This window comes from Burkholderia sp. SIMBA_051 (genome assembly GCF_046534915.1).
In the GTDB taxonomy this organism is placed as follows: Bacteria; Pseudomonadota; Gammaproteobacteria; order Burkholderiales; family Burkholderiaceae; genus Burkholderia; species Burkholderia ambifaria.
In genome coordinates this window covers 93940-112224 of sequence record NZ_JAWRXS010000003.1, presented here as the reverse complement: position 1 = coordinate 112224, position 18285 = coordinate 93940, and the positions used below count along the sequence as shown (strand labels likewise).

The 18285-nt window shown below is 68.4% G+C and carries 13 protein-coding genes; 3 read left to right on the top strand and 10 right to left on the bottom strand.

Annotated elements, in window-relative coordinates; genetic code table 11:
* Nucleotides 1-55 precede the first annotated feature (55 nt).
* The 5 genes from SB771_RS07975 to hrpA form a co-directional block, all read right to left on the bottom strand.
* Complete coding sequence (locus SB771_RS07975; protein WP_175660463.1) at nucleotides 56-871, bottom strand: competence/damage-inducible protein A; 816 nt, start codon at nucleotides 869-871, stop codon at nucleotides 56-58.
* Nucleotides 868-1695 (bottom strand): EI24 domain-containing protein, encoded by an 828-nt coding sequence (locus tag SB771_RS07970; RefSeq protein WP_175660462.1) that lies wholly within the window; start codon nucleotides 1693-1695, stop codon nucleotides 868-870. The genes SB771_RS07975 and SB771_RS07970 overlap by 4 nt, the downstream gene beginning before the upstream one ends.
* 111 nt (nucleotides 1696-1806) lie before the next feature.
* Nucleotides 1807-2781: a sterol desaturase family protein gene (locus SB771_RS07965; RefSeq protein ID WP_175660461.1), complete on the bottom strand. Its 975-nt coding sequence runs from the start codon at nucleotides 2779-2781 to the stop codon at nucleotides 1807-1809.
* Nucleotides 2782-2797: 16 nt separating this feature from the next.
* Nucleotides 2798-3787: a beta-propeller fold lactonase family protein gene (locus SB771_RS07960; protein ID WP_012364241.1), complete on the bottom strand. Its 990-nt coding sequence runs from the start codon at nucleotides 3785-3787 to the stop codon at nucleotides 2798-2800.
* A 170-nt stretch (nucleotides 3788-3957) separates the two neighbouring features.
* Nucleotides 3958-8178 carry an ATP-dependent RNA helicase HrpA gene (hrpA, locus tag SB771_RS07955; RefSeq protein WP_175660460.1) on the bottom strand — a complete coding sequence of 1407 codons (4221 nt, stop codon included), beginning with the start codon at nucleotides 8176-8178 and terminating at the stop codon, nucleotides 3958-3960.
* 23 nt (nucleotides 8179-8201) lie between these two features.
* On the opposite strand from hrpA, the gene argA reads away from it, so the two are divergent.
* On the top strand, nucleotides 8202-9581 hold the full coding sequence (gene argA / locus SB771_RS07950) for an amino-acid N-acetyltransferase (RefSeq protein WP_006755554.1): 1380 nt from the start codon (nucleotides 8202-8204) through the stop codon (nucleotides 9579-9581).
* A gap of 49 nt (nucleotides 9582-9630) precedes the next feature.
* Nucleotides 9631-9906: an oxidative damage protection protein gene (locus SB771_RS07945; RefSeq protein WP_006755553.1), complete on the top strand. Its 276-nt coding sequence runs from the start codon at nucleotides 9631-9633 to the stop codon at nucleotides 9904-9906.
* A gap of 140 nt (nucleotides 9907-10046) precedes the next feature.
* Here SB771_RS07945 and SB771_RS07940 read toward each other — a convergent pair whose 3' ends face one another.
* From SB771_RS07940 to SB771_RS07930, 3 genes are all read right to left on the bottom strand, one after another.
* On the bottom strand, nucleotides 10047-11462 hold the full coding sequence (locus tag SB771_RS07940; RefSeq protein ID WP_175660459.1) for an MFS transporter: 1416 nt from the start codon (nucleotides 11460-11462) through the stop codon (nucleotides 10047-10049).
* A 168-nt stretch (nucleotides 11463-11630) separates the two neighbouring features.
* Nucleotides 11631-12860 carry a CaiB/BaiF CoA transferase family protein gene (locus SB771_RS07935; protein ID WP_105833479.1) on the bottom strand — a complete coding sequence of 410 codons (1230 nt, stop codon included), beginning with the start codon at nucleotides 12858-12860 and terminating at the stop codon, nucleotides 11631-11633.
* Nucleotides 12857-14611 (bottom strand): acyl-CoA dehydrogenase family protein, encoded by a 1755-nt coding sequence (locus SB771_RS07930; RefSeq protein WP_175660458.1) that lies wholly within the window; start codon nucleotides 14609-14611, stop codon nucleotides 12857-12859. Before SB771_RS07930 ends, SB771_RS07935 begins: the two co-directional genes overlap by 4 nt.
* A gap of 172 nt (nucleotides 14612-14783) precedes the next feature.
* On the opposite strand from SB771_RS07930, the gene SB771_RS07925 reads away from it, so the two are divergent.
* On the top strand, nucleotides 14784-15686 hold the full coding sequence (locus tag SB771_RS07925; RefSeq protein WP_175660457.1) for a LysR family transcriptional regulator: 903 nt from the start codon (nucleotides 14784-14786) through the stop codon (nucleotides 15684-15686).
* A 10-nt stretch (nucleotides 15687-15696) separates the two neighbouring features.
* Here SB771_RS07925 and SB771_RS07920 read toward each other — a convergent pair whose 3' ends face one another.
* Both SB771_RS07920 and SB771_RS07915 read right to left on the bottom strand, forming a co-directional pair.
* Entirely contained in the window at nucleotides 15697-17115 is a 1419-nt protein-coding gene (locus tag SB771_RS07920) for an amino acid permease (protein WP_175660456.1), read from the bottom strand.
* 92 nt (nucleotides 17116-17207) lie between these two features.
* Nucleotides 17208-18269 carry a porin gene (locus tag SB771_RS07915; protein WP_175660455.1) on the bottom strand — a complete coding sequence of 354 codons (1062 nt, stop codon included), beginning with the start codon at nucleotides 18267-18269 and terminating at the stop codon, nucleotides 17208-17210.
* Nucleotides 18270-18285: the final 16 nt, after the last annotated feature.

Sequence of the window (18285 nt, the reverse complement as noted above, 5' to 3'; positions counted from 1 at the left end):
TTGCGCGGCCCGTGGTTTTTGCGCGGCCCGTTTTGCGTGAAGAATCGCGGGCCGCTCAGGCGCGCGGCGCATCCGGCTCGACGACGTCGCCGCCGAGCAGATGCACGCCTTCGCGCAGCTTCACGAACGCGGCCGCGACCGCTTCCGGTTCGCCCTTCACGCCGAGATCGATATGCCGGCGCGCATAGATGCCGCCGCGCTCCGCGTCGCCCACGCTCGGCAGGCTGAAGACGCGCACGCCGGGGAAGTCGCGCTCGATGCTCTCCATCAGCGGCGTCAACGTCGATTCGGGCAGTTCGAACACGAACAGCGAGCGCTCCGCGTGCGGCGTCACATGATGGAGATGCTGGTACTTCGTATCGAGCACCCATTCGATCATCGGCCATGCCATCACCGGGAAGCCGGGCACGAAATGGAGCTCGCCGACCGAGAAACCGGGAATCCGGTTATAGCCGTTCGGGATGATCGTCGCGCCCACCGGAAACACGCCCATGTTGAAGCGGTGCCGGTTTTCCGGCGAATCGAAGTCGACCGGCGTGGCCGGATCAGTATGCGTCTCGCGGATGCGCTCCGAAATCAGCGCCTTCGCTTCTGGATGCAGCGCGAGCGGCACGCCGAGCGCGGCGGCGGCGCACTGGCGCGTATGGTCGTCCGGCGTCGCGCCGATCCCGCCCGTGCAAAACACGATGTCGCCGGACGCGCTCGCGCGAGCGAGCGTCGCGGTGATCCGCGCCGGATCATCGCCGACGTATTCGGCCCAGTCGAGCGCGAGACCGCGCGCGCCGAGCAGCTCGATGACCTTCGCCAGATGCTTGTCCTGCCGGCGGCCTGAAAGGATTTCGTCGCCGATGATGATGATGCCGATGCTCATGCCTGCCCCATGTCGATTGCGGTGGCGCGCGAGCTCGCGCGCAGGTCGTCCAGCGCGCGCAGGCAATAGTGCCCGAACCACAGCGCCGAGAAGACCAGGATGAAAGCGTAAACCCAGATCATGGCCGCCGCCACGAACGGAAACAGCACCATCATCCAGACCGACGACACCCACACGAAGGTCGGCACGGTGCCGAGCAGCCCGGTCGCGACGCCGATGCCGATCAGCGGCCAGCGATGCTGCCGCACGAGCGCGCGGCGCTCGTCGCGGCTCGCGTGCTGCGCGAGCGCGTCGTAGGTCATCACGCGGTACGTGAGCCAGCCCCAGATCACGGGCGGCAGCAGCGCGAAGAACGGCGGAATCAGCCACAAGGGAATCGTGACGACGAGCAGCACGACGCCGACGATCGCCGCGCCGAGCGAATTGACCACGCTGCCGACGAAGGTGCCGCCCCGCTTCGCCTCGAGCGCGGCGAACTGGCGGTTCGACAGATGCTTGATCACGACCGGCATCGAGATCGTCGCGATCAGCAGCAGCACGGTCAGCACGATCAGCGGAATCGCGAGCGACACGACGACGAACGGCGCGACGACCGCATGCAGCTGCGACATCCCGATCGCGTCGAACGCGCGGTACAGCGCGGCGGTCAGCACGAAGCCGTCGAGCGCGCCGCGCGCGGCATCGATCAGCGTCTGCCACGAGAACCACAGCAACACGCCCCACAGCAGCGCCGAGACGACGAACGGCATCAGGGTCAGCCACAGCATGCGCGGGTGCAGCGCGCTGGCGAGCGCCCGGATGAAGGAGCGCAGCAAGTCGTTCATGCGAACCTGTATCGACGGAGAAAAACGGGGAAAGGATAAACCACACGGCCCGCATGCGCCAAAGCGCATGCGGGCCGTGTGGGGAAGCGGTTCAACGGGACGGTGACGAGCTCAGGCCGACGCCGCGCCGCGCTTCGCGGGAACGAGGCGCCGGAAGATCCGCACGAACGCGAGGCCGTGCTGCGCCCAGAAGCCGTCGCCGTAGGACACGCCGTCGATCTGCTCGCGAATGCCGGTCGGCTCGACCGTGCGGTTCCACGACGCGGTGCCGAACATCACGTCCCACCACGGGAACAGCACGCCGAAGTTGCAGCCGTACTTGGTGCCTTCATGGCCGTAGCCGACCGCGTGGTGACGCCGGTGGAAGGTCGGGCTCACGAGCAGGCGCTCGCCGAGCCGGCCGAACGACAGTCGCGCATTCGTATGCTGGATGCTCTGCAGGAAGTTGGTGACCGCGGTCAGCACGACGAACTGCGACGGCGTCACGCCGATCACGAGCGCGATCGCCGCGAAGAAGCACGACTGGAGCACGTCGTCGAGCAGATGGTTGCGGTCGTCGCACCACAGCGACATCTGCCGCTGGCTGTGATGGACCGCATGCAGCTCCCACCAGATGCCGAACTTGTGCTGCCAGCGGTGATACCAGTAGCCGGCGAAGTCGAGCACGACGAGGTAGATCGCGAACGCGACGATCGGCTGCGAGGTCACGCCGGGCCACAGATAGTCGAGGTTGAAGTTCGCGATGCCGTGCAGGCGCAGCCACGACTGGAACTGGTCGAACACCGGCTGCAGCGCGAAGAAGAAGAACAGCGCATAGATGCCGAGCTTCGAGATCGCCGTGTAGATCACGTCGACCCGCACCGCGCGGCGGTTCTTCCAGCGCTCGACGGGCGCGAGCGCCTCGAGCGGGCGCAGCAGCGCGAACATCAGCACCATCTGGAGCGCGCCGATGATCACCCAGTACAGTGCGTCGTAGGTGTCCTCGTCATAGTCCATCAGGTTGAACTTGAAGAGGAGCGGCTGCACGACGTCGACGTACAGCCAGGTCTGGATGTCCGACACGAACGCATCGATCAGGTGCAGCATCGTTCGCCTCCGCCCGTCACGCGCCGTTCGCAGCCTTCCACGGCGCGCGGTCGTAGAAGTAGATCCCGTGCGGCGAACGGCCGACGGCGATCGTCTGCACCAGCTTGCGCGATGCCAGATCGATGATACCGACCTTCTTCGCGAAGCGGAACGTCACCCACAGCGTCTTCTTGTCGGCCGACAACTCCATGTCGTCCGGCCCCGGCAGCAGGCCGGTGATGTCGCCGACGTTGGTGAGCGTGTTCTCGTCGAGGATGCTGATCGTGTTCGCGACCCGGTTCGTGACGGCGACGTGCGAGCCGTCGGCGAGCGAGCGGAAGTTGTGCGCGCCCTTGCCCGTGTAGATCTGCTTGACGACCTTCTGGTTGCGCCAGTCGACGACCGCGACGTAATCCGCGCCGGTCATCCCGACCAGCAGGAACTTGTCGTCCGGCGTGAGCCACAGGCCGGCCGGCACCTTGCCGACCTTCATCTTCCACTTGACCGTCTGCGTCGGCAGGTCGATCGCCGCGATCTCGCCGGACACCTGCAGCGACACGAGCAGCGTCTTGCTGTCCTTCGTGAACGCGAGGTGGCTCGGCATCACCGCCAGCGGCACGCGCTTCGCGAGGTGCACGTCGTGGCCGTCGTAGCTGTAGATGTCGACGCGGTCGAGCCGCAGCCCCGCCGCCGCAAACCACTTGCGGTCGGGCGAGAAGCCGAGCTGGTACGGATCGTCGATCCCCTCGACGGTGCGCTGCAGCTTGCCCGTCTTCGGATCGAGGAACATCAGGCTGTTCGAGATCGAATTGGCGACGATCAGCGACGAATTGTCGGGCGTCGCCATCAGATGGTGCGGCTCCTTGCCGGTCGGCAGCGTGGAGACGACCTCGCGAGTCTGCTGGTCGATCAGGGAAAGCGTCGCTTCGGCCGAGTTGAGGATGATCACGTTATTCGCGTGTGCGGCCGGCGCCAGCACGGCGGCGGCCAGCGCGAGTGCGCGGCCGAGGGAAAGGAAAGTGCGCATGAAGACTCACGTCGTGGAACAGCAGTCATTGTAGAACGTTCGACCGGCCCCGCCGGTTGACGCAAGCCCGGGTTGCGCCACATTGACGCACGCCGCGGCGGCCGGGCGGCCGACCGCGGCAGGCGCCACGGGGCGGCAGCCGGCGCGGGCCCGCGGCGCCCGCTGGTACGCTAGCGCTGCATCGACTCCCACACCTTGTGCAGACGCTTGACAGAGACAGGCATCGGCGTGCGCAGTTCCTGCGCGAACAGCGAAATTCGCAATTCCTCCAGCAACCAGCGGAATTCCGCGAGCCGCGGATCGGCGACGCCGCCGCGCTGCGACACCGCGCGCTGGTACTGCTGCACGAGCGGCAGCAGCTCGGCGGACTGCTTCGCGTCGCGCGCCGGGTCGGCCTTCAGCTTGTCGATCCGCAACGCGATGCCTTTCAGATAGCGTGGGAAGTGCGCAAGCTGCGTGTAAGGCGTGTCGATCACGAAGCGCTTGCCGACCAGCGCCGCGAGCTGCTGCTGGAGATCCGCGTGGGCCTGCGCGAACGGCTTCGCCTGCGCGAGCTTCTTCACGAGCCCGGCATATTCGGCGAGGATCTGCCCGACGAGCCGCGCGATCTCCTGCGCGAGCAGGTTCAGGCGGCTCCGGCCCTCGTCGCGGCGCGCATGGAAGCTCGCGTCGTCGTCGGGCAGCGGATCCTGCAGGCACGCGCGGTCGAGCGCCGTGTCGATCAGCTGGTCGCGCAGCTCGTCCTGCGTGCCGAGCGACATGTACTGCATCGCCATCTCGCGCAGCCCCGGCAGGTTCTTCTCGAGGAACTTGATCGGCTCCTTCAGTTGCAGCGCGAACAGCCGCCGCAGGCCGGCCCGGTGAATCCGCGCGGCCTCCTCCGGCGAGTCGAACACCTCGACGTCGCAATGCGTGCCGCGATCGACAAGCGCCGGATAGCCGTACAGCGTCTGGCCGCGCCGGCGGATCTCCAGCAGCTCGGGGAGCTTGCCGAAGTTCCATGTCGTCAGGTTCTCGTACAGCGCGGTCGCGCCGGCTTCCGCCGCGACACCCGTGTGCGGCGCGGCGCCCTTGCCGGCCTTGCCGCCCTTCGCCGTCGAACCCGGTGCGGCAGCGGGTGCCGACGTGTCGCCAGCATTGCCCGCGTCGCCCGCGCCAGCCTCGCCGCCGGGCGCGATCGTCGACGCCGCCGCGATCTTCTGGAACTGCTGCTGCGCCTGCGCGCCCAGCTCCTGCCGCAGCTGCGCGAGATTGCGCCCCATCGCGAGCTGGCGGCCGTGCTCGTCGATCACCTTGAAGTTCATGAACAGGTGCGCGGGCAGCGTCTCGAGCTTGAAATCGGCCGTCTTCATCGCGACCTGCGTCTCGCCGCGCACGTCGGCGATCAACGCCTCGACGAGGCCGCCCGCGCCGAAGCGCTCGCGCCCCATGCGCTCGACGAAGCCGGCCGCGTATTCGGGCAGCGGCACGCAGTGCCGGCGCAGCTTCTGCGGCAGCGACTTCAAGAGCAGCTGCACCTTCTCCTTCAGCATCCCCGGCACGAGCCATTCGCAGCGGCGCGCGTCGACCTGGTTCAGCGCATACAGCGGCACCGCGAGCGTCACGCCGTCGCGCGGCGTACCGGGCTCGAAGTGGTACGTGAGCGCCATCTCGACGCCGGCCATCGTCGCGCGCTTCGGGAACAGCTCGGTCGTCACGCCGGCCGCCTCGTGGCGCATCAGGTCGTCGCGCGACAGGTACAGCAGCCGCTGGTTGTCCTCCGCCCGGCCACCCTTGCTCACCTCGTCGCGATACCAGCGCTCGAACGCGGCGCCCGTGTGGATGCCCTCCGGAATCGCCTGGTCGTAGTACGCGTAGATCAGTTCGTCGTCGACCAACACGTCCTGCCGGCGCGACTTGTGCTCAAGCTGCTCGATGTCGGCGAGCAGCTTACGGTTGTGCGCGAAGAACGGCAGCTTCGTGTCGAACTCGCCCTCGACCAGCGCGCCGCGGATGAACAGCTCGCGCGCGCGCGCCGGATCCTGCCGGCCGAACGCGACGCGCCGGCGGTGGTAGATCGGCAGCCCGTACAGCGTCGCGCGCTCGAACGCGCTGACCTGCGCGGGGCGCTTTTCCCAGTGCGGCTCCGACAGCGACTTCTTCAGCAGGTGTGCGCCGACCTTCTCGATCCACTCCGGCTCGATCTTCGCGAGGCAGCGCGCGTACAGCCGGCTCGTCTCGACGAGTTCGGCCGCCATCACCCAGCGGCCGGCCTTCTTCGCGAGCGCGGAGCCCGGCCACAGGTAGAACTTGATCCCGCGCGCGCCGAGATAGTGCGGATCGTCATCGGCCTTCATGCCGAGGTTGCCGAGCAGGCCCGTCAACAGGGCCAGATGGATCTGCTCGTGGGTCGCCTCGACTTCGTTGAGCCGCCAGCCATGCTCGCGCACGACCGTCAGCAATTGCGAATGGACGTCGCGCCATTCGCGCAGCCGCAGGTGCGACAGGAAGTTCTGCCGGCACGCGTCGATCAGCTGACGGTTCGATTTCTTGTGCGCGACGGCCTCTTCGAACCACGCCCAGATCTTCAGCCACTGCAGGAATTCGGAGCGCTCGTCGGCGAACCGGCGGTGCGCCTGGTCGGCCTGCTCCTGCGCTTCGATCGGACGGTCCCGCGGGTCCTGCACGGACAGCGCGCTGGCGATGATCAGCACCTCGCGCAGCGACTGCTGGTCGCGCGCGGCGAGGATCATCCGGCCGACGCGCGGATCGAGCGGCAGCCGCGCGAGCTCGCGGCCGAGCGGGGTCAGCGCGTTGTCGTCGTCGACCGCGCCGAGTTCGTTGAGCAACTGGTAGCCGTCCGCGATCGCGCGGCCGGGCGGCGGCTCGAGGAACGGGAACGATTCGATCTCGGTCAGGTGCAGCGACTTCATCCGCAGAATCACCGACGCGAGCGACGAGCGCAGGATTTCCGGATCGGTGAAGCGTGCGCGCGCCTGGTAGTCGCTTTCCTCGTACAAGCGGATGCAGACGCCATCGGCCACCCGGCCGCAGCGACCCGCGCGCTGATTCGCGGCGGCCTGCGAGATCGACTCCACCTGCAGCTGCTCGACCTTGTTCCGGTACGAATAGCGCTTCACGCGCGCGAGACCGGTGTCGACGACGTAGCGGATGCCCGGCACTGTCAGCGACGTTTCGGCCACGTTGGTCGCGAGCACGATGCGGCGCGCGTTCGACGCCTTGAACACCTTGTCCTGGTCGGCCGCCGAGAGTCGCGCGAACAGCGGCAGGATCTCGGTATGCGGCGGATGGTGCTTGCGCAGCGCCTCGGCCGCTTCGCGAATCTCGCGCTCGCCGGGCAGGAACACCAGCACGTCGCCGGGGCCTTCGCGGCACAGTTCGTCGACCGCGTCGACGATCGCGTCCATCAGGTCGCGTTCGGCCTCGCGCGCGGTCTTCACGCGGTCGCGGCCGCCCGTGCCCTCGGCGTTCTTCACGGCCGGGCGATCCTCGGCCACCGGGCGGTAGCGCATCTCGACCGGATACAGCCGCCCGCTCACCTCGATCACCGGCGCCGGACGGGCGTCGCTGCCGAAATGGCGCGCGAAGCGGTCGGCGTCGATCGTCGCGGACGTGACGATCAGCTTCAGGTCCGGCCGCCTCGGCAGGATTTCCTTCAGGTAGCCGAGCAGGAAGTCGATGTTCAGGCTGCGCTCGTGCGCCTCGTCGATGATCAGCGTGTCGTACGCCTTCAGCAGTGGGTCGGTCTGCGTCTCGGCGAGCAGGATGCCGTCCGTCATCAGCTTCACGGACGCGCCCGGCGCGAGATTGTCGGTAAAGCGCACCTTGTAGCCGACCACCTCGCCGAACGGCGTGCCGAGTTCCTCGGCGATCCGCCGGCCGGTCGACGATGCGGCCAGGCGCCGCGGCTGCGTATGGCCGATCAGGCCCGTGCCGCCGGCGCCGAGGCCGCGGCCGAGATCGAGACAGATCTTCGGCAGCTGGGTGGTCTTGCCCGAACCCGTTTCGCCGCAGACGATGACGACCTGATGATCGGCGATCGCGCGCGCGATTTCGTCGCGCTTGCCCGATACGGGCAGGCTTTCGGGATACGTGATCGGCGGAACGGGATTCGGGGCGACGGCCGCGCGCGGCGCACGCTCGCGGCGCGGGGTGCGCGCATCCGCGGCCCGCGGTGCGTCCGTCGCCGCGGCCGGCTGGCGCGCGTCGCCGCGCCGCTCTTCACCGCGCGGCCCGCGCGGCGGCTTGCCGGCCTGCTGTTGCTGCGGCTGGCGCGGCGGCTGTTGCTGCGGCTGGCCTTGCTGCTCACGCGCATCGGCCGCACCATCGGGGTGCCGGGCCGACGGCGCTTTGGCCCGCGTCGGCGCGGGACTTTTAGGTACATTCGACATGGGGGCGCATTATAATCCCGCCCATGAATTCCCAAACCGACCTCCCTCCCGCCCAGACCGGCGCCGCGACGCCGCCGGCTGCCGACGATTCGGCCGCCAGCCACGCGCAGTTCGTCGACTGGATGCGCTCCGTCGCGCCCTATATCCACAAGTTCCGCAACAGCACGTTCGTCGTGGGGTTCGGCGGCGAGGTGGTGCAGCAGGGACTCCTGAACGCGCTCGTGTCCGACATCGCGCTGCTGCAGGCGATGGGCATCCAGATCGTGCTGGTGCACGGCTCGCGCCCGCAGGTCGAGGAGCAGCTGAGCCTGCATGGTGTCGAATCCGAGTTTTCGCACGGGCTGCGCATCACCGATGCGCGCGCGCTCGAATCCGCGAAGGAAGCGGCCGGCGAAGTGCGTCTCGACATCGAGGCCGCGATCAGCCAGGGTCTGCCGAACTCGCCGATGGCGCACGCGCACATCAGCGTCGTGTCCGGCAACTTCGTGACCGCACGGCCGGTGGGGATTCTCGACGGGGTCGATTTCGCGCACACGGGCATCGTGCGCAAGATCGACGCCGAATCGATCCGTCATTCGCTCGCGAGCCGCAAGCTCGTGCTGCTGTCGCCGCTCGGTTTCTCGCCGACCGGCGAAGCGTTCAATCTGTCGATGGAAGACGTCGCGTCGGCGGCCGCGATCGCGCTGCGCGCCGACAAGATCATCTTCCTGACCGAGGCGCCCGGCATCGTCGACGACGAAGGCGCGCTGGTCCGTGAAATGTCGCTCGACGCGGCCGCCGAGCTGCTCGATTCCGGCAACGTCCAGGGCGACGACGCGTTCTTCCTGAAGCATTCGATCCGCGCGTGCCGCGGCGGCGTGACCCGTGCCCACCTGATCCCGCAATCGCTCGACGGCAGCATGCTGCTCGAACTGTTCCTGCACGACGGCGTCGGCACGATGATCTCGTACGAGAATCTCGAGAGCCTGCGCGAAGCGACGCCGGACGACGTCGGCGGCATCCTGTCGCTGATCGAGCCGCTCGAGTCGGACGGCACGCTGGTGCGGCGCGGCCGCCACCAGATCGAACGCGACATCGACCACTTCTCGGTGATCGAGCACGATGGCGTGCTGTTCGGCTGCGCGGCGCTGTATCCGTACCAGCAGGAAAAGATCGGCGAGATGGCGTGCCTGACGGTCGCGCCGGAAGCGCAGGGCTCGGGCGACGGCGAACGCCTGCTCAAGCGCATCGAGCAGCGCGCCCGCGCGCGCGGCCTCACGCATATCTTCGTGCTCACGACGCGCACCGAGCACTGGTTCCTCAAGCGCGGTTTCGTCAAGGTCAGCGTCGACGACCTGCCGGAAGACCGCCGCAAACTCTATAACTGGCAGCGCAAGTCGCTCGTGCTGATGAAGCAGCTCTGAGCGCAGGCACGACTGCCCTCCCCCAGTCCGATTACAGGAGAAGTACACGATGGCTCGAATGATTCAATGCGCGAAGCTCGGCAAGGAAGCCGAGGCTCTCGATTTCCCGCCGCTGCCGGGCGAACTCGGCAAGCGCATTTACGAAAGCGTGTCGAAGGAAGCGTGGCAAGGCTGGCTCAAGCAGCAGACGATGCTGATCAACGAGAACCGCCTGAACATGGCCGACCCGCGCGCGCGCCAGTACCTGATGAAGCAGACCGAGAAGTACTTCTTCGGCGACGGCGCGGACCAGGCGTCCGGCTTCGTGCCGCCGACGGAAGGCTGAGCATCGCGCGGGCCGGCCGTGCCGGCCTCGCGCGAAGCAACGCAACGCAAACGGCACCGTGCATCGCACGGTGCCGTTTGCTTTTGGGGGCGCGCAATCGAGCCGATGCGAGGCGGCCCGGCGCATGCGATGCCGCCAGGTCAGGTCGCGCCGGCCTGCCCCGCCGGTTTCAACGCGCCGCGCTCGTCCGGCTGCGCGGCCGCGGCGTCGACACTCGCGCTTGCGGTGCCCCATTCGGCTGCATCGCTGCGCTCGGCGCTCGACAGCTCATCCGCACGGTAGCCGGTGCGATTGAGCAGCGCGAGCATGCAGGCGAGCGACACGAGCGCATACAGCCCCGACGCGATCGCGACGCCGACGATGCTGCCGGTTGCGTTCAGGATCGCCTGCGCGAGCACCGGCGTGCCGCCGCCGACGACGAGCGCGCTCAACTGATACGCGAGCGACAGGCCCGTATAGCGGATGTTGGCCGGAAACACGCGCGCGAGCACGCCGCCGACCGCACCGTAGAACATCGCCGACGGGATCGTCGAGATGCACATTCCCACGACGGCGACCCAGTACGAGCGCGTCGCGAGCGCATGGAACATCACCGGCATCAACACGATCTCGGGAATCAGGATCCAGCACATCGCGCGGCGCATGTCGATCTTCGACACGAACCACGCGCCGATCGGCTGCATCAGGAACTGCACGACGAGCGAGATCGACAGGATGCCGAGGAACGTGCCCTGCGCGTAGCCGAGCTCCTTGGTCGCCCATGACAGCGCGAACGTGCTGCGGAAATACGTGACGTTGATCACCGGCAGCGTGCCGGCCGCGAGCAGCACGACGAGCCAGTGGTCGCGCACGACGTCGCGCAGCGGCAGCTTCACCGTCCGCTTGCGCGCGAGCACGCGCTGCATGTCGAGCGATTCCTCGAGCCGCAGCCGGATCACCATCCCGATGATCACGAGCACCGCCGACAGCAGGAACGGAATGCGCCAGCCCCACATCAGGAACGACGGCGTCGGCAACGCGCTCAACGCGAAGAAGGCGATCGTCGCGAGCAGGTTGCCGGTGGGCGAGCCCTGCTGAGCGAATGCCGCATACAGGATGCTGCGGTGCTTCGGCGCGTTCTCGCTTGCGATCAGCACCGCACCGCCCCACTCGCCGCCCACCGCGATGCCCTGCAGCACGCGCAGCACGACGAGGCCCGCGGGCGCCCACACGCCGATCGACGCATAGCCGGGCAACAGGCCGATGCCGGTCGTGGCAAGGCCCATCATGATCAGCGTGATCACGAGCGCGGTCTTGCGGCCAACACGATCGCCGAGATGCCCGAACACGATCCCGCCGAGCGGCCGCGCGGCGAAACCGGCCCAGAACGTGACGAACGCGAGCAGCGTCGCGACGCCGGGATCCATCGTGCTGGAAAAGAACACCTTGCCGAACACGAGCGCGGCGGCGGTGCCGTAGATATAGAAGTCGTACCACTCGATCGTGGTGCCGACGAAGGCCGCGAGAGCGGCGCGGCCGGGCCTTGGCGCGGCGGACGGGGATTGCGGACGGCTCATCGATGTCTCCATGTTCGTGATCGGCGGCGCGACTGTCGCGCGCCTTGCCGGATGGCCGGCCTTGCGCCGCCGGCTGGCGGGGTTGCTTTACGGTTTTACGTTCTGCTGCTTTGCCTGCTGCTTCCTCGGCCGCGGATGCTCACCCGCGGACCCCGTCGGCCAATCACGTTACGTCTCATCGGGCGCGACCTTCAGCACACCGGCGTCGAGCAGTTGCCGCTGGAGCGCGGGATCGACGCCGAGGCGATCGAGCACCGCGCGCGTGTCGCGGCCGAGCGCCGGTGGCGGCGAGCGATAGGTCGCCGGCGTGCGCGACAGCTTCACCGGCGATGCGGTGCCGCGATATACGCCGATCTCGACAAACAGCTCGCGGTGCAGCGCATGCGGGTCACGCGCGACATCGGCGACCGTGCGCACCGGCCCGCACGGCACGCCCGCCGCCATCAGGTCGCGCGCGAGCGGCTCGCACGGATGGGCGGCGAGCCGCGCCTCGAGCTCGGCCTTCAGCTCGGGCCGGTGCGCGCAGCGGCTGCGGTTGTCGACGAAGCGCGGATCGCCGGCGAGCGCCGGCGCACCGAGATGCGCGACGAGCCGTGCGAACTGCCGGTCGTTGCCGACGGCGAGGAAGATCGGCACCGTCGCCGTGCGGTAGCTATCGTACGGCGCGATGTTCGGATGCGCGTTGCCGCTCCGCTCGGGCACGCGCCCCGAGCCGAAGAAGTTCGGCAGGTGCGGATGCAGCAGCGACACGCCGCAGTCGTACAGCGCGATGTCGATCGACTGGCCCTGCCCGCTCTTCTCGCGCTCCGCGAGCGCGAGAAGGATGCCGGCAAGCGCGTTGAGCCCCGTGACCATGTCGACGATCGGCAACCCGATGCGCATCGCGTCGCCGTCGCGCTCGCCGTTGACGCTCATCAGCCCGGCCATCGCCTGGATCACCGCGTCGTAGCCGGGCAGCCCGCCGAGCGGACCGTCTGCGCCGAAGCCGGTCACCGCGCAGTGGATCAGGCGCGGGAAGCGCGGCCGCAGGTCGCGCGCGTAGTCCATCCCCCAGCGCGCGAGCGTGCCGGGCTTGAAGTTCTCGACGAGCACGTCGGCATCGGCGAGCAGGCGCCACAGGATCGCGCGCCCTTCGTCGCGGGACAGGTCGAGCGCGAGCCCTTCCTTGTTGCGGTTCACGCCCATGAAATACCACGCGGTGTCGCCGAGGAACGGCGGCCCCCAGCCCCGCGTCTCGTCGCCGTCCGGCGGCTCGATCTTGATCACCGTCGCGCCGTGGTCGGCGAGCGCCTGCGTGCAGTACGGGCCGCCGAGCACGCGGCTCAGGTCGACGACCTTCAGGCCGTCCAGGGCGCCGCGTGTCGCTTTCGTCGGGTTAGTCGCGTTCGTCACGTTCATCGTTCGACCTCCGGCAGCAGGTCGAGCGCCATGTCGAGCGGCACCGGCGTGCCGCGCACCAGCGCGTCGAACGCCATCGCTTCGTCGTCGCGCGACGCCGGCGCGAACGGATCGACCGGCAGCAGCTTGTGACGCACGATCAGGTGCGCAAGCGCGAGGCGCCGGTAATCGGGTGCGAGCCGCACGCCCTCGCACGCCATCAGCACGGCCGCGCTCGCGTAGTACAGCGCCGACGCGGCCTGCCGCACGCACGCGTCGTCGCCTGCCGCCGCAACCCGGGCAAGCGCATCGCAGGCGCGCGCGAGAATGCGCCGCAGCGCCGCGCGACTCGCGTCGGGCAGCGGCGCCGCGCCGAGCCGGTCGCCGAGGAACGTGCGCAGCGCGTCCAGCGCCTGCTCGCGCTGCGCGGCGCGCGCGACGTCGAGCGCGACGATGTTGCTGGTGCCTTCCCAGATCGAGCCGAGATGCGCGTCGCGCACGATGCGCGCATCGCTCCATTCCTCGATGTAGCCGATGCCGCCGCGCACCTCCATCGCGTCGCCCGTCACGCGGCGCGCATCGCGGCACGCGCGGAACTTGATCAGCGGCGTCAGGATGCGCACGCAGCGCGCGGCCTGCTCGTCGCCCGCGTCCGCCTGCGGCAGCAACAGCGCGATCTGCATGAACATCGCACGCGCGGCCTCGGCGGGCAGCAGCATCTTCATCAACTGGCGCTGCATCAGCGGCATCTCGATCAGCGTCCGGCCGAACGCCGTGCGGTGCGCGGCCACGTGCAGCGACTCGTTCAGCGCGCGCCGCATCAGCCCCGCCGCGCGCACGCCGTTCGACAGCCGCGACATGTTGATCATGTCGGCCATCTGGTGAAAACCGCGACCGATCTCGCCGATCAGGTAGGCCTGCGCGCCTTCGAGCGCGATCTCGCCGCTCGCCATCGACCGGCTGCCGAGCTTGTCCTTCAGCCGCACGATCCGGTAGCGGTTGCGCGTGCCGTCCGGCAGCGTCTTCGGCAGCAGGAACAGCGCGAGCCCCTTGATGCCGTCCGGCGCGCCATCGGGCCGCGCGAGCACCATCGCCAGATCGGCGTCGGCGTTCGAGCAAAACCACTTGTCGCCGTACAGGCGCCACACCGCTTCGTCCGGCGCGTGCGTTTCGCGCACCGCGCGCGTCGCGATGCGGCCGACGTCGGAGCCGGCCGCCTGCTCGGTCATGAACATCGCGCCCTGGAACAGCGTGTCGAAATCGCGTGACGCGAGCCTCGGCAGGTAGTGCTCGACGAGCGCCGGTTCGCCGAAACGGCGCAGCGTGCGCGTGAGCGAGTCGGTCATGCTGACCGGGCAGCACAGCCCGAATTCCGCCTGCACGAACAGGAACGTCAGCGCGTACTTGACGAGCGGCGCCACCGCGTGGGGCTGGTGGCTCAGCGCCGCGAGCCCGAGTTCCGCATACGCGACGCGTTCGAGCGCGACATAAGCCGGATCCTTGTCGATCCGCTGCACGGCCTCGCCGCGCCGGTTGCGATGTTCGAGCACGGGCGGATGCTTGTCCGCGCGCGACGCCCATTCGTCGAGCTCGCCCGACACGCGCGCGCCGAGTGCATGCAGTTGCGGTTCGAGTCGTGCGTATTGGGCGGCGCCGAGATGCAGCTTCAGCAACGCGCCGAGATCGGGATCGGCCGTGAAGAAATTGATGCCCCGACTGTCGGGGATGTTGCCGGATGCGCCGGCGTCCGGCGTGCGAGCGGTGTCGTTCATGCATGCGTCTCCATGGTGGCCCGGCTGCCGGCCGGCGCCCGCATCGTGGCGGCGCGGCGGCCGATGCCAGGCGTTACGCAGAGACTAGGCGCGTGATCGATAAGCGTCCAATACAGGATTTGTCCGGTACGATAGACGGCACTTATCGATGCCGAAGCCGGGAGGAGACACCATGGAACTGCGGCAGTTGCGTTACTTCGTGGCGGTCGCCGAGGAACTGCATTTCGGGCGCGCGGCGAAGCGCCTGTTCATCTCGCAGCCGGCGCTGAGCTTCGATATCCGCAAGTTCGAGGAAGCGCTCGGCGTGCAGCTCTTTTCACGCACCAACAAGACGGTCGCGCTGACCAACGCGGGCGCGGTGCTGCTCGGCGAAGCGCGTCGGCTGCTGCTGCAGGCGAGCGAGGCCGAGCGTCTCACGGTGCGCTCGGCGTCCGGTCTCGCCGGTCGGCTGCGGATCGGCTTCGTCCATTCGATGCTGTATCGCGGGCTGCCCGATGCGGTGCAGCGCTTCGAGGCCGACTACCCGGGCGTGGAAATCGTGCTGAGCGAGATGAACACGCACGCGCAGGTGCAGGCGGTCCAGCGCGGCCAGATCGATCTCGGTTACGCGCACTGGGGCCACTGCCCGCCCGAGGTCGAATCGACGCCCGTCTATGCGGAACCGTTCGTGTGCTGCCTGCCGGCCGCGCATCCGCTCGCGCGGCGCCGGCAGGTCGCGCTCGCCACGCTGGCCGCGGAACCGTTCATCCTGTTTCCGCGCGACGCGGCGCCGCACTATCATGACCTGATCATCGCGCAATGCGTGAACGCGGGATTCAGCCCGCTGATCCGGCACGAGGCGCGGCTGTGGCAGACGATCCTGTCGATGATCGAGTTCGGGATGGGCATCGCGCTCGTGCCGCGCGTGCTGCAGCAGGTGAAGAGCGACCGGCTCGCGTTCCGGCCGCTGAAGGATGCGTCGCTCGAATCGCGCACGCTGGAACTGAAGCGCAGCGGCACCGCCGAACCGGTCGCGCTGCGCTTCGCCGACTACGTGCGCGCATCGATCGACGCGCTGCCCGCGCTCGCGGGGTGAGCAGGCACCGCTACTTCGCGTCCGGCTGCAGCACCGGCTGCGCGCGCCGGTACCACACCGCGTATACGACCGACAGCGCGATCAGGAACGGAATGCCGAAGATCAGCGTCATGTGGAATTCGGCGGTGAAGTAGGTCGTCACCATCACCGCGAGCATCAGCGCCGCGCCGAGCAGCGTCAGCAGCGGAAAGCCGCGCATCCGGAACGCGGGCGCCGGCAGGCCGAGCGCCGCGCGACGCCGCCGGAAGCAGTAGTGCGTGACGAAGATCATCATCCACGTGAACAGCGCGCCAAACATCGACACCGACATCATGATCGTGAACGATGCATCCGGATACAGCACGCTCAGCACCGTCGCGAGCGCGATGCCGAGCGTCGACAGCAGCAGCGCGCCGAACGGCACGCCGCGCGCGTTCACCTCGCCGAGCGCCTTCGGCGCATGGCTCGCGCGCGACAGGCTGAACATCATCCGCGTCGTGATGTAGAGCTGGCTGTTCATCGCGGACAGCGCGGCGATCAGTACCACGAAGTTGATCAGCCCGGCCGCGCCCGGCAGGTGGATCGCCTCCATCACCTTCACGAACGGGCTCTCGTCGCGCCCCGCCGCCGTCCATGGCACGATCGCGAGCATCAGCGCGAGCGTGACGAGGTAGAACAGCACGAGCCGAACGATCGTCGAGCGGAACGCGCGCGTCACCGCGCGCTCGGGATCTTCCGCCTCGCCCGCCGCGACCGCGATCATCTCGATGCTCAGGTAGCTGAAGATCGACACGATCACCGCGACCCACATCCCCCACATGCCCTTCGGAAAGAAGCCGCCGTGATCGGTGTAATGATGGAAACCCGCGCGCGCCGCGCCGTCGCCGACCAGCGCAGGATTGCCGAAGACGACATACGCGCCGAGCACGATGAAGCCGACGATCGCCGCGATCTTCACGACCGAGAAACCGTATTCGACCGCACCGAACACGTCGACGCTGCGCGCGTTGACGAACACGAGCAGCGCCGAGAAGCCGACGATCCACAGCCAGCCCGGCACGCCCGGGAACCAGTACTTCATGTACAGCGCGATCGCGGTGACTTCGGTGCCGACCGCGAGCACGATGCACGCCCAGTACGCATAGCGCACGAGAAACCCGGCCCACGGGCTCACGTAATGTTCGGCGTAGGCGCCGAACGACCCGGAGGTCGGGTGCGCGACCGTCATCTCCGCGAGACAGCCCATCAGCAACAGCGAGATGAATGCTCCGATCGCGTAGCTGACGAGCACGCTCGGACCCGCGAAGCCGATCGCGAACCCGCTGCCGAGAAACAGACCGGTGCCGATCGCACCGCCGATCGCGATCATCGCCATCTGCCGTGCGGAAAGCGTGCGGCGCAGACCGTGCTCGCGCGCCGCGATGTGCTGGAATTGTCCTTCTGGTTGCATCGAATGACCTCGTTCTAAAGCGTCAGTCCGGTCGAAACATCGACGGCGCACGGGCCGGTGCCGGACCGCACCGGCCACCGCACGCCGTGTGCTCAGAATAGATGGCGCAGGCCGGCCGCGATGCCCGTCTGGTTGCCACGTCCGGGCATTTCGGTGAACGCGCCACCCGTCACCCGGTTGTAGTCGAGCGTCGCATAGACCTGCGTCGCCTTTGACAGCGCGTACTCGGCCTCGAGCACGCCCGTATAGCGCTTGCCGCCGTTACCCGCCACGCCATTGACGTTGCGGATGTCGTCGTAGTACGCGACGCCCGTCACCGATACCGCCGGCGTGACCTTCACGCTCACGCCGGTGTAGAAGATCGCGTCGCGGCGCGGCTTGTCGGCGAACGAACCGTAGGTCACGTCGCGGCCCGGCGCGTTCAGCAGTTGCCGGTCGAGCACGCCCGTGCGGTCGATGCCGCCGAGATAGCCGGCGTACAGCGTCGCCGCGCCGAACGCGTAGCGTGCGCCCGCGCCCCAGGCCTGCTGTGCACGGCTGTTCAGGTCACGCACCTGCTGGTAGGTCGCACCGATCATCAGTCCGCCGAGCGTGTACGACACGTGCGTGCCCCAGTACGCATTCGCGCCGAGGCTGCCCGCGACGCCGCCGAAACCGTAGCTCGCGCCGACGTCCAGCCCGCCGAACGTGCCGTCGTAGCTGACGGCGTTGCTTGCGCGGCCCTGCGTGAGGAAGTACGGCCACATGTTGGCCGTGTAGTTGCCGACCGTCAGCGGATCGAGATCGCCGAACAGGTTGAACGCCTCGGTCGCCTGCCGGCCGAGCTTCACGGTGCCCCAATCGCTCGCGAGGCCGACATATGCGTAGCGGCCGAACAGCGCGCCGTCGAGCTGCCCGTTCTGCGGCTCGAAGCCGCTCTCGAGCTGGAAGATCGCCTTCAGCCCGCCGCCGAGCGCTTCGCTGCCCTTCAGGCCCCAGCGGCTGTTGGTGATCGCGCCGTTGGTCAGCTGCACGCTCGCGTCGTTCGACGCATTCGCATGCGTCGTGTAGCGGATGCTCTGGTCGACGATGCCGTACAGCGTCACGCTACCCTGCGCCATCGCGCCGCTCGCGGCGAGCAGGCCTGCCATGGTTGGTACTGCGAATCGAATCATTCTCGTCACGTTCGTC